At 48.7% G+C, this 14,142-nt stretch carries 5 protein-coding genes; 4 read left to right on the forward strand and 1 reads right to left on the reverse strand.

The annotated features are described in order from the left end of the window. Positions 1-73: 73 nt before the first annotated feature. Positions 74-958 (reverse strand): helix-turn-helix domain-containing protein, encoded by an 885-nt coding sequence (locus IGI82_RS06390; protein WP_142962533.1) that lies wholly within the window; start codon positions 956-958, stop codon positions 74-76. A 1,159-nt stretch (positions 959-2,117) separates the two neighbouring features. Between IGI82_RS06390 and IGI82_RS06395 the strand changes: the two genes are divergently transcribed. The 4 genes from IGI82_RS06395 (at position 2,118) to IGI82_RS06410 (ending at position 14,055) form a co-directional block, all read left to right on the forward strand. Next, positions 2,118-11,516 carry an Ig-like domain-containing protein gene (locus IGI82_RS06395; RefSeq protein WP_438841912.1) on the forward strand — a complete coding sequence of 3,133 codons (9,399 nt, stop codon included), beginning with the start codon at positions 2,118-2,120 and terminating at the stop codon, positions 11,514-11,516. A 102-nt stretch (positions 11,517-11,618) separates the two neighbouring features. After that, positions 11,619-13,088, forward strand: a complete 1,470-nt coding sequence (locus IGI82_RS06400; RefSeq protein ID WP_438841913.1) for an adhesive domain-containing protein — start codon at positions 11,619-11,621, stop codon at positions 13,086-13,088. 14 nt (positions 13,089-13,102) lie between these two features. After that, the gene (locus IGI82_RS06405) at positions 13,103-13,411 is read left to right on the forward strand and encodes a hypothetical protein (RefSeq protein ID WP_115232166.1); all 309 of its coding nucleotides are present in this window, start codon (positions 13,103-13,105) and stop codon (positions 13,409-13,411) included. Beyond that, entirely contained in the window at positions 13,408-14,055 is a 648-nt protein-coding gene (locus tag IGI82_RS06410) for a WxL domain-containing protein (RefSeq protein ID WP_005225652.1), read from the forward strand. The genes IGI82_RS06405 and IGI82_RS06410 overlap by 4 nt, the downstream gene beginning before the upstream one ends. The last annotated feature ends 87 nt before the right edge of the window (positions 14,056-14,142 follow it).

The raw sequence follows: 14,142 nt of genomic DNA on the forward strand, positions 1-14,142 counted from the left end.
TAGCTGAAAAAAGGAAGTGATGGCAATCATTACTTCCTTTTTTTATTAAACGAACGCTGCAGTTGCCGCTTTATCACTCGGAGGAGGCAAATGCTCGGAGGTAGTCATCATCAAGCAGCAAAGCAAAATCATCGGCAAGGGCACCTTGATCCAATTCTCGCATGATAGCTAGCATCTTTGTGGTAATCCTTTTGCCTGCTTTTTTGTCACCGGTTCTTAAGAGCAACACGCCTTGGAAAAACTTGCAGACGGCTTGGTGGAAAAATTCTTTGTAGTCGGTCGCCAAAAGTTTTAATTGGACGACGAGAACTTCCGTCGCATCGTATTGCTGGTGTTTTAGCGTATATTCGATCAAATTGATCAGTAGCGCGCAATAGATTTCCCGACCTTTTTCCATATCGATGTAGTATTCGAGCATCTTGGATACTTTTTTGAAGAAGAGGAAATTATGGTCGTTGTCCAAAAGATCGATGGTGTTGCCAAAGAGTTGGATTTCTTGTAACGTCCAGCTCTCAACATCAACGAGATAAGAGATAATCGTTTGACGATCACATTCCAAAACAGCACGTTTCCGATAGACGCCATGTTCTGCCAAGCATTGCAGCATGCGAATCCGTGAGCGAACCTCTGCAATGCGGACATTGTTCAGTCGGCTAGAGGTTTGCTGCAGCTCCTGTAATAGAATTTGTAACTGGTTGATATCGTGCTTGTTTGAATATTGCGTGTACCGATGGTTGTAGCTGTTTTGCTCATCCAGCCGATAGCCATTCGCGATATAGAGAAATTCATCGATATCCATTGATAGATTTTCTAAGATTTGCAACAGCAGGTTGGCAGCAATCTGATGCTTGCCTTTTTCAAATTCGATGGCATAGGATTTTGAAATAATCGTGCCATAGACTTCTTTTTGGGTGAAGCCTTTTTTCAATCGGATTTGTCTGATCGTTTCGCCATACATAAGAAAGCCTCCGCTCTCATTGAATTAATGAAATCATGTATCCCCATTATAGTAAAACAAGTCCAGTGTAGGAATTAAAAAGGTCTTATATTTCAGACCTCTTCTGATTTGATGGAAGGATGTTTCACGGTAATGTGCACCCAGAGAGGGCGTGAAATAATAAGGAAGCGTGAGAACGATTCGTTCTCACGCTTTTTTCTCAGACAAAACTAAGACATATCAATACAAGAATCATTACTAACCAATCCATCTTCTCATGCTCCTTATGTGGTATTAGAAGAAGACGATTGGGCAGCTGCGTTTCCTTCTTACCAGCAAGTATAAACAAAAAGAAGCGAATGAATGCTTATGTCCAAAATATAAGACCAAATAGCTGCTGAAGAATTTCGTTGAAAGAAAAAGTAAATGGCGATTGAAGAAATTTCATTTCATGATTGCGCACGCTCGATTTTAATAGGAGATTTTCATTCCTTTTTTCACAGAACGTTCTGGGAGCTTTTCGAGCCCATTTTTTTCGTCGGTAAGAGTTATTTTAGACAATATCGTGAAAAACGCCTGAATTATTTTTGTTTTTTTATTTTCGTAGGTAAAAAACGGGGTTGAAGACAAGAAAAAACAACATCATCGTTTTTCTCTCTTCTTGAGTATAAAGAAACAAATGTAATCGTATTCATTGTATTGATTAATTATAAGGAGTAAGGTGCTTTTTTTGATAAAAAATGATAACTTTTTATCGTTATGCGCCTGTTTATAAGATAAATATAAATAATCTGTGCTTGTTTATAAAATAAATGTTTTATGTTTTGTAACGTTAATTTCAGTGTTTTTTTAATTATTTATCGTGTTTATAATTTGTTGGAAAGAAATAAATTTGCTAGAATTTTGTTACACAGTGTGTTCGATTAGTTATTTTATCTCTCGGTTTTCACAAGCGCATTCTAATGTGCTGTGAAACTATTTGAACAAAAATCACTGGGTTTTTCAGAAAGCAGGCGAAAAAATCTTCGCTGAGCTATCGGTAACTTTTGTTTTCTCTCTATGCCTTTGGGTGTTGGGTTGAAATAGATTTTCATCTGGTTTTAAAGGGGGCAGGAAACATTCCAGAGATCATCAGTTTTATCTTTTGTCGGTTAAATTATTTCGAACAGGAGGAGAATGAATGAAAGGCATAAATTACAAAAAGCTCATGGATTCAAAGAAAAACACACGCGTTCGAACAAAGAAAAATATTATTGCGAATTTAACTGTCAGTGGGATGTTGTTGACGAGTACGGTGGTCGTGCCAGCAAGTTTATTATGGGCACCAACGACGGTTGAAGCTGCTTTGGTTTCAGCTGAACTTTTCTCAGATATCACAGCGTCTAATAACTCAGGCACGAGTGCGTCTGCACCTTATGCAACGCCTGGTGCAACGAACCAAGTCAATTTCTCGATTTCTGGATCAAATGCAGTAACGGTTGATGTCTTGAATGGGGATAAAGTCGCAGTTGTTGGGGTTTCTCAAGGGCTTACTGGTTTGGTTCAACCGGCAGGAAATGCCTCAATTTCCACCAATGTGACACTACAATTGGGAAATTTCCCAGCCTTGCAAACATTGATCGGGACAGTCACACCAGCAGTCAATACCTTGATCAGCACGGTGGATGGAATCGTCAATCAAAATTTAGCTGACGCATTGGATATTCCTCCTACGATTGGCGACATTCTTCCTGTACCGAATCCGTTGTATGAGGCGGCTTCTCTCGTCAATGTTAGTCGTATCATTTCCGTCAACTTAGCTGAAATTACGACCCAGTTAGACTTACTAAATCAACTCGGACAATTTGGCCAAGCGAATTTTGAAGTTCCAGCTGGATTAACCGAAAACGAACGTGCCCTGATTGCCAATGTGGATGATGGTTTATTTATCGTTGTCAATCAGCGTATCAATCAAATTCTTGATAATTTACAAGCGGCACAGATTCAAGTCAGTATTCTAGATGGTGCCAGCGGAATCCCAGGAATTGGTACCTTGATCAGCGGGATCAATACACTGGTACAAACGACGGTCAATACCGCCAAAGCGACTTTAAATGGCACTGTTGAAACTGCTCAAAATGTCTTGAATGCTACGACCAATCTAGCAGATCAGGTCGCTTCTGCTTCTGTTTTAGGCCAAACCAATGTGGTCATTCCAACGAATGTTACCAGTCCGACCTATGCACAATTGGTTGAAAATGGTGTGGCGAATCCATCTAATCCTTACGAAGCTCGCTTTGAAGCAACAATGTCTCAGCTTGACCTCATCACGATTGATTTATTTACGGATGCTGACGGCAATAACTCGATTTGGTTTGCACCAGATACACCAGAAGATCAAACCGATACACCAACGATCAATCCATTGACAGCAGGGGAAACGACGATCAGTGGAACAGCTGAGCCAGGCGCAGCCATCACATTGGCGATCAACGGCGGTGCACCTATTACCACAACCGCAGATGGTGACGGCAATTGGACGGCGGATGTCCCTGAATTGGTGGAAGGTGATACAGTCACAGCAGTAGCGGAAGCGGATGAGGAATCGGCGAGTGAACCTGCGACGGCAACGGTAGTGGCTCCAGTGGTCAATGCCCCAACGGCTTCGATTACAGGAAACAGCACCGATGGGTATCCTGTGACGGGGACAGCCGCAGCAAATGCAGCTATTGAAATCACCAATGCCGATGGTGAAGTCGTTGGCACTGGGACGGCAAATGAGAACGGCAACTACAGTATCACATTGAACCCAGCAGATGTAGCAGAAAATGAAAACTTGAATGTTGCTGCAATCGTCACTGCTGGCGGCCAAACGTACCGCAGTGGCAATACGCCAATCGTCGTTCCAGCAGATGATGCCGAGCAACAAACAGGAACACCAACGATCCAACCAGTGACTGCTGGGGATACAAGCGTCAGCGGAACGGCTGAGCCTGGTGCCTCGATTACTGTGACCGTCAACGGGGCAGATCCGATCGTGACGGAAGCCGATGAAGAGGGCAATTGGCGTGTTGATGTGGACGAAGTGTCAGAGGGCGATACAGTTTCAGCTGTTGCCGAACTAGCAGGACAAACACCAAGTCAGCCAGCAAGCACCACCGTGTCCGCCTTAACGGTCAATGCTCCGACGGCTTCAATCACAGGAAATAGTCAAGAAGGCTATCCAGTGACTGGAACAGCTGCACCAAATGCGGCCATTGAGATCACCAATGCGGATGGCGAAATTGTCGGAACAGGTACTGCCAATGAGAATGGCGTTTATACGGTGACGTTAGATCCAGCAGATGTTGCCGCGGAAGAAACCTTGAATGTAACGGCAGTTGTGACCGCTGGCGGCGAAACCTATCGAAGCAACCCGACACCTGTTGTGGTGCCTGCAGATATCCTGCAGACGGAAACACCAACGATCGATCCAGTCAGTGCTGGAGATACGACCGTTAGTGGGACAGCCGAACCGGGGGCAACGGTAACGATCACGCTTCCTGAAGGCGACCCAATCACGGCTGAAGCCGATGATGAAGGCAACTGGGAAGCAACGGTTCCTGAATTGGCAGAAGGCGATTCCGTGACGGTCGTAGCTGAGTCTGAAGGCAAAGATCCGAGTGCCCCAATCACCGTGAGTGTAAGCGGTTTAACCGTGGCGGCGCCAACGGCTACGATCACTGGGAATAGCACAGATGGGTATCCAGTAACGGGAACAGCGACTGCCAATGCAGCGATTGAAATTTTGAATGAAGCAGGCGATGTCGTTGGTAGTGGAACAGCCGATGACGATGGCAACTTCACGATCACCCTTGATCCTCAAGAGGTGGCAGCTGGCGACAACTTGCGGGTGGAAGCGATCGTGACGGCTGGTGGTGAAGACTACCGCAGTACAGGCACACCACTTGTAGTTCCTGCAGATGATGTAGAAAACTTGACGGAAACACCAACGATCGACCCAGTAACAGCTGGGGATACGACCGTCAGCGGAACGGCTGAACCAGGGGCAACAGTGACGATCAAGCTGCCTGAAGGCGATCCGATCACGGCAGAAGCCGATGAAGAAGGCAACTGGGAAGCGACGGTTCCTGAATTATCAGAAGGCGATACGGTAACAGTCGTTGCCGAAGCCGAAGGCAAAGATCCAAGTGCACCGATTACCGTGACCGTTGATGGTGTTACGGTCAGTGCACCGAGCGCTTCCATCACAGGCAATAGCACGGATGGCTATCCAGTCAGCGGAACAACGACACCGAATGCGGCCATTGAGATTTTGAATGAAGCAGGCGATGTTGTTGGTAGCACGACGGCGGATGACACGGGTGCTTATACCGTGACCTTAGATCCAGCCGATGTGACGCCAGAAGAAGCCTTGCAGGTGGTGGCAGTTGTGACAGCGGGCGGTCAAGACTACCGCAGTAATGCCACACCAATCACGGTACCAGCAGACATTGAACAAACAGGGACACCAACGATCGATCCGGTCACAGCAGGTGATACCACGATTAGCGGAACGGCAGAACCAGGGTCGACGGTTACTGTGACGATCACCGATCAAGAACCAGTAACGGCTGAAACGGATGACGAAGGAAACTGGCTTGCAGAAGTGCCAGCAGTCTCTGGTGGCGATACAGTCACGGTCGTTGCGGAAGCCGAAGGCAAAGAGCCAAGCGCGCCAATCAGCGTTGGGGTCGCAGGAGTGACCGTGGCAGCACCAACAGCGATCATCAGCGGCAATAGTACCGATGGCTATCCAATCACGGGGACTGCACCAGCGAATGCAGCGATCGAAGTACTGAATGAAGCAGGCGATGTGATTGGTACTGGCACAGCCGATGGGGATGGAAACTATACGGTAACCATCGCACCAGCCGATGCAGCACCAGAAGAAACCTTGTCTGTCGTTGCGATTGTAACAGCTGGCGGGGATGAGTATCGCAGTCCTGCTACACCAGTGACGGTACCAGCAGATGAGCTTGAACAAACAGAATTACCAACCATCGATCCTATCAATGCAGGGGATACGACGATCAGTGGAACTGCAGAACCAGGCGCTACGGTGACGGTAACGATCCCAGGTGAAGAACCTGTGACTGGTGAAGCCGATGACGAGGGCAACTGGACAGTTGAAGTTCCTGAAGTTTCTGAAGGAGAAACCGTCACAGTGGTCGCACAAGCACCAGACAAAGACCCAAGTGCACCAATTAGTGTTGGGGTCAATGGGCTGACGATTGCTACGCCAACCGCGACGATCAGTGGCAATAGTAACGATGGGTACCCAGTAACGGGAACGGCACCAGCCAATGCAGCCATCGAAATCTTGAATGCCGATGACGAGGTCGTAGGTACTGGCACCGCCAATGACGAAGGCCAATACACGATCACGTTAACGAGTGATGATGCGTCTCCAGCTGAAACCTTACGGGTGGTGGCGGTAGTCACAGCCGGTGGTCAAGATTATCGCAGTGCGGCCGCCCCAATCACAGTACCATTGGACCAAACTGCAGCCCCAACCATTGAAACGGTGACAGCAGGCGACACCACGATCAGTGGAACGGCTGAACCTGGTGCGACAGTTTCGGTAACGATTGGTGACGCAGAGCCCGTCACTGCCGAAGCAGATGATGAAGGCAATTGGACGGCAACGGTGCCCGAGGTTTCTCAAGGAGAAATAGTTTCCGTGGTAGCGACCCTCGATGGGGAAACACCAAGTGATGCAGCAACAGTCGTCGTAAATCCACTTAGTGTGGCGACACCGACAGCAGCGATCAGCGGCAATAGTACCGATGGGTATCCAGTTACAGGAACGGCCACGCCGAATGCAGCGATTGAGATCTTAAATGCAGCCGGTGCGATTGTCGGCAGTGGCGAAGCAAATGAGGAAGGTGCCTACAGCATTACATTGAGCAGTAGTGAAGTTGATCCTTCAGAGCCACTTCAGGTGGTGGCAGTGGTGACCGCTGGCGGCGATGAATACCGCAGTGCGCCGCTTTCCATCATGGTACCAGCAGACCAAACGACCACCCCAACAATCGATCCAGTGCAAGCCGGTGATACATCCGTCGGAGGAACGGCCGAACCTGGTTCAACGGTGACGGTCACGATTCCTGGAGAAGATCCAGTGACTGCCGAAACGGATGAGGAAGGCAATTGGACAGTCACCGTACCAGAGCTTTCAGAAGGCGACACGGTCACAGTGGTTGCGGAAGCCGAAGGCAAAGACCCAAGTGAACCAATTAGTGTCGGTGTCGGTGCCTTGAACGTGGCAGCACCAACGGCAACGATCACTGGCAACAGTACTGACGGCTATCCAGTCACAGGGACAGCACCAGCCAACGCAGCCATTGAAATCTTAAATGCTGCGGGTGAAGTGGTGGGCAGTGGGACTGCCAATGGAGACGGTGAGTATACGATCACCTTGACAGATGGTGTTTCTCCAGCAGAAACCTTGCGAGTGGTGGCAATGGTAACAGCTGGCGGACAAGAATACCGCAGTCCAGCAACTACTATCGTGGTGCCAGAAGATAACGCAGAAGACCAAACAGCGGCACCAACTGTCGCACCCGTGGTTGCTGGGGCTACAACCGTTAGCGGAACGGCTGAACCTGGGGCAGATGTAACGGTTGAACTACCAACCGGCGATACTGTTACAGTGGCAGCGAATGACGAAGGTGAGTGGACGGCAACTGTGCCGACGGTTTCTCTAGATGATGTCTTGACCGTTACTTCCTTGGCAGACGGCAAAACAGAAAGTTTACCAGTTACAGTGACGGTGCAAGGGCTGATCGTGGCAGCACCAACAGCAACGATTTCTGGCAATAGTGAAGATGGTTATCCTGTAACTGGTACAGCACCAGCCAATGCGGCAATCGAAATCTTAAATGCTGATGATCAAGTGATTGGCAGAGGGGCAGCCAATGAGAATGGCGTTTACACCGTTACCTTGACCAGTGAAGAAGTATCAGCGGGGGAAACGGTCCGTGTCGTTGCCATCGTTTCAGCAGGTGGGGATGACTTCCGTAGTCAACCAACGGCTGTCGTGGTGCCAGCGGATCAAACGGCGACACCAACGATCAATCCAGCAGTGGCTGGCGCAACAGAAATCAGCGGAACAGCCGAACCAGGAGCAACAGTCAGCGTGACGGTCGGTGAGGAAGACCCAATAACCGCTGAAATTGACGATGAGGGCAATTGGCAAGCTGAGGTACCAGCGCTTTCCGAAGGAACGACTGTTACGGCAGTGGCAGAAATAGAAAATGAAACACCAAGTACACCAGCAACGATCACGGTCGGGGCATTAACGGTGGCGGCTCCTAGTGCGTCTATCAGCGGCAATGCAGCCGATGGCTATCCAGTGACTGGAACAGGACCAGCGAATGCGACCATCGAAATCTTGAATGAAGCTGGCAAGACAGTTGGAACGGATACAACCGATGATGCAGGACTTTACACGATCGCTTTGACCAGTGAAGACGTCTCTCCTGAAGAAAACTTGACGGTGGTTGCGGTGGTCACAGCTGGTGGCAAGGGTTATCGCAGTCCAGCGACACCGATCATGGTGCCAGCTGAACCGGGTGAAAATCAAACAACGGCACCAACGGTTGATCCAATCAAAGCAGGCGATGAATCAGTTAGCGGAACGGCCGAACCTGGCTCAACTGTGACTGTGACACTACCTGATGGCACAGAAGAAACCGCCGAAACAGATGACGAAGGTAACTGGAGTGTCGATGTGCCTGAATTGTCTGAAGGAGATACCATCACAGTCGTCGCAGACAGTGACGGCAAAGACCCAAGTGATCCAATCACTGTCATCGTTGAAGGAGTGACTGTCGCAGCACCAACAGCTTCCATCAGCGGCAACAGCACGGATGGCTACCCAGTGACTGGTACAGCACCAGCCAATGCAGCGATCGAGATTTTGAACGCAGCCAATGAAGTCGTAGGAACAGGCACTGCTGATGGAGACGGCAACTATACAGTGGAATTAACTGCTGAAGCTGTCGATCCAGAAGAAACCTTGAACGTCGTTGCCATCGTTACAGCTGGTGGGAAAGAGTATCGCAGTAATCCAACAGCGGTCATAGTACCAGCAGATACGGTAGTGGATCAGACAGCAGCACCAACGATTGATCCAATCACGGCGGGGGATACCAGCATCAGCGGAACGGCTGAACCAGATTCAACCGTGACGATCACCGTACCAGATGCGGAACCAATCACGGCTGAAACGGATGACGAAGGCAATTGGACGGCAGAAGTACCAGAAGTTTCCGAAGGCGATGCAGTCACTGTTGTGGCTCAATCACCTGACAAAGAGCCAAGTGCTCCAGTCACAGTTGGCGTGGGGGCGTTGACGGTCACTGCTCCTAGTGCAACTATCACAGGCAATAGCACGGAGGGCTATCCCGTAACTGGAACGGCACCAGCCAATGCCACCGTACAAATCTTGAATAGCGATGGACAAATCGTCGGTTCAGGAACTGCAGACGCGCAAGGAAACTACAGTATCACTCTTGAACCAACAGCTGTTGCACCAGCGGAAAGCTTAACCGTCGTTGCAGTTCTGACAGCTGGCGGCAAAGAATACCGCAGTAATGCGACACCGATCGTGGTACCTTTGGATCAAGAAGAGCAACAAACTGCAACACCAACGATCGATCCAGTCAAAGCTGGCGATACGACGATCAGCGGGACTGCCGAACCAGGTTCAACGGTGACGGTAACGATTGGTGAAAATGAACCGATCACGACCGAAACGGACGAAGAGGGAAATTGGACAGTCGAGGTACCTGAAGTTGCGGAGGGTGATACCGTCACTGTTGTGGCACAATCACCTGAAAAAGATCCTAGTGCACCAATCACAGTGAGTGTGGATGGCATCACGGTTTCAGCACCGACCGCGTCCATCACTGGCAATCCAGAGGATGGTTACCCAGTGACGGGGATGGCAGCACCAAATGCGGCGATTGAAATCTTGAATGAAGCGGGAGATGTCGTAGGAACAGGCACTACCGATGAAAATGGCAACTACACGATCACGCTTTCTGGTGAAGCTGTTTCTCCTGAAGAATCATTGAATGTCGTTGCGATCATCACCGCTGGTGGCAAAGACTATCGGAGTAATGCGACACCAATCGTCGTGCCCGTTGAGAATACGATCGATCAAACCGCTACACCAATCATCGAACCAGTCACAGCTGGTGACACGACCATTACCGGTACTGCTGTAGCGGGATCAATGGTCACCGTGACGGTAACAGGAGAAGAAGCGGTTGAAACCGAAGCAGATGAAGCAGGAAATTGGTCAGTGGACGTTGCGGAAGTTTCTCGAGATGAAATCGTAACAGCAGTGGCGCAAAGTGAAGGAGAAACCGCCAGTGAACCAGCAACGACCGTTGTTAATGGCATCACGGTCAACGCACCTTCAGCGTCCATTACTGGGAATTCCCAAGAAGGCTATCCAGTAACTGGGAACGGTCCTGCCAATGCAGCGATTGAAATTTTGAATGAAGCGGGAGATGTCGTAGGAACAGGCACTACCGATGAAAATGGTGACTACACGATCACATTGACTAGTGAGGATGTCGCACCAGAAGAAAACTTATCGGTTGTGGCGATCGTCACTGCTGGTGGGGATGACTACCGCAGTAATGCGACGCCAATCGTCGTACCTGTCGATGATGAAAGCATCAAGACAGATACCCCAACCATTGACCCAGTTACGGCTGGTGATACAACGATCAGCGGAACGAGTGAGCCAGGTGCTACGATCACCGTTACCATCAGCGATCCGTTAACAAGTAGATTCCTGACCATCTTCGCGGCTGAAGGACCAATCACAACGATCGCCGATCAAAATGGCGACTGGCGTGTTGAGCTATCCGCAGAAGCGACGGAAGGTGAAACCGTTACGGTTCTTGCTTTAGCAGATGGCGAAACCCTAAGTGATCCGACGACGACCGTAGTCGATGCTTTGACGGTTGATGCACCGGTTGCTACGATCACTGGCAATCCTACCGATGGCTATCCAGTCTTCGGGAATGGACCAGCCAATGCGACAATCGAAATCTTGAATGAAGCGGGTGACGTTGTCGGAACAGGAACGACCAATGGAAATGGTGCGTTTAGCATCACATTAGATCCAGAGGATGTTTCACCAGAAGAAACCCTTAACGTTGTGGCGATCGTTACAGCAGGTGGCAGAGAATACCGCAGTGCAGCTACACCAATCGTGGTACCAACGGGTGACAATGGCACGGATGGTTCAGATGGTACTGACGGTACGGACGGAACCGATGGCACGGATGGCACCAATGGTTCTGATGGTACGAATGGTACCGACGGAAGCAATGGCGCTTGGGGCAACTGGGGCAATTGGGGAAACAATAATTGGAACAGCAACAATAACAACCAAAGCTGGTGGGGAAGTAAATTCTTACCGAAAACGGGATCAGAAGGAACTTGGTATGCTTCAGTGATTGGAGCAGCAGTCTTCGTTGTCGGAGGAATCGGCTTGTTCTTCAAAGCAAGAAAGAAAAAAGACCAGCAAAAATAGCATGACTTTACCAGCGGAGTGGACATCCTCCGCTGGTATCTCTAGTGAATCAAAACGTTGAAGCATTGATCATCGTTTCGTAAAGAAAGGGTTAGAAATGGTATGGAAAGCAGAAGGAGGGAAAAACGTTTTTACAAATGGACGATCACTCAGTTGATTTTCTTGTTGACCAGCATCAGTTTCGTCAATTTGTATCTATTAACAACGACCAAAGAAGCCGAGGCGGCTGTGAACGTATTAGATGTGGAAATTTTAAGCAATTTGACGAGTGCCAATACAAGTGGTACTTCAGCAAGTGCCCCTTGGCCAGGCAGTGTGACAAATCGACCAGTGACTTTTTCGATCAAAGGGAACGGGGGCTTGAATGCTTCTGTCAATGTCAACGGTGAGGATAAATTTGCTTTATTGGCGATCCCCACAGAGTTGAGAGCTAGCATCAGTGCCAATGGACCAGCAGCTATCAAAACGTCGACCACAGTCAATATTGCTAACGTCCCGCTTTTGAATGCGATCTTATCAGCAATTGATTCCTTGACTAAATCATTAGATGTCAACCTCGGGATCGTGCAAATCGATTTAACGGCTGTCAATCAGCAAATTTCCTTGCTAAAAACCGTTGGTAATTTAGGGAATGTAGAAATAAGCAGTCCGTTGCAGTTCACCACCCAAAAAGAAGCGTTGTATGCCAATATGAGTTCGAACCTCGGTGTCGTTTTAGGAACCAATGTCCCGCAAATTTTACGGAATTTAAGCACGGCGATTCAAAATACCCAGATCCGAGTGATCGGCATCGATATTGGCGGTGTTGTTCGTGCATTGCTGCAAGGATTGCTGAATACCTTGCTTAGCACCGTAACGTCAGCGTTGAACAATTTGGCAACCGTCCAAGAACAAATGGCGGATGCAGCCGTTTTAGGAGCAACGGATGTTCAAATTCCTACGCTACTTTCGGGTCCAGGACAGTTGTCCGCAAATTGGACCGCCAATTTTTCGGCTTCTGTGTTGAAGGCAAAGCCGACGGACATCAATCTCTTGAACTTTAGTGCGCTAAATATCAGTAGTCGCCAAACCATGATTTATTTCATGGTCGAAGCACTGACGATGGATCGGACGAATCTGCCGACTCAGCTGAATTTTGGCCGACATGCCATTCAAACGAAAAAGAGTGAGACATGGCGGGCAACCGCCAACGGCGACCAAAGCGCAGCAGCTACAACTGGGATTTTACGGATCAATGATACCCGCAATCGTCAGAAAAAATGGCAAGTCAAGGTCAGACAATCCACCAATTGGGTCAATGGCACGCGAACATTGCCAGCTGCCGAATTAAGAGTTCAGCTTGGAACTGTCAATTCGACATTTACAGATGGTCGAGTGGTTTTACCTGATAATGCAACGATTGCCCTGCAGCAAAATGTCGAAAAAAATGTGGTGACGTTGGAAAATGCGGCATCGACTGGTGGACTGACTGTTAATTTTTCCCAGTTCAATTTATTTGTACCTGAGAAAACACCTAAATTTCAAGGTCAGTATCGCGCCACAGTCGTGTGGACCGTTTCCGATACACCTTGAAAAGGAAGAGCAGAATGAAAAAAAATTCCCTTGTGCTGCTTCTGATTTTGATGATCGGCAGTTTCTACAGTATCGTTCCATCAGCAGTAGCCAATACGACGACCGGCAACATTGAGTTTTATGAAGGACCAACGGAAACAGCTAGCAGTGATTCCATTGATGAAGAAATTGAACCACCGACCAGTCAAGAAACGGTCACTAACGCAGAAGAACCGCTGCCACAGCTTGCAGAAACCAATCACTTTTGGTTGCCCGTAATAGGCGGATTCTTCACTAGTCTGACATTGATCATTTGGATCAAAAAAAGGAGGATGGCAAAATGATTTCAAAGAAATCGATAATAGGCGCATTGGGCGTATTGACTGCCCTTAGCATTGGTGCGACAGTGCAAGCAGATGACACGACCGGTGTTGTAGAATATACCTCTGGGGGCATCGTGTTTGACCCGGATAAAGGCGGGAGTGATCCCAATACGCAGCTACCAACGAATTTAGATTTTGGTGCCCATGAAATCCAAACAGAAAATGCCGAAACGTGGGTAGCTACTACGGATGGAACTGGACTACCTGGGGATGGGTCAACGCTGCAAAGAGGGGCAGTTGCGGTCAGCGATAACCGAGGACAGGCGAACTCTTCTTGGGCGATCAAAGTACGGCAAGCAACCCAATTTACGGCAGGAGACAGCACATTGGACGGTGCGGTATTAACGGTAGATACGGGGACGTTGACCAATAACTTGAGTTCGCCGCCAACAGGAACCAGTGATATTGCCAATGGCGAGCTTGATTTTGCGGCGATCAACAATGAGTATGCGTTCTTGACCGCCAATGCTGGCGAAGGGATCGGTGAAACGTCGATGCCATTAGAACAATTCACCCTTTCGATCCCAGCCAATACGGAAAAACAATCAGCAACCTACCAAACGACCCTCGTTTGGACGATCAGCAGTGCGCCGACGACCCCATAGGGCAGTAGTCATTGCGTAACAGTTAGCAGAAAAAAAGCAGCTTGCCTGAGCGGCTGCTTTTTATGCTAGCTGATTTTTCTTTCCTAT

Source organism: Enterococcus sp. AZ067 (assembly GCF_051715005.1).
Taxonomy (GTDB): Bacteria; Bacillota; Bacilli; order Lactobacillales; family Enterococcaceae; genus Enterococcus_D; species Enterococcus_D casseliflavus.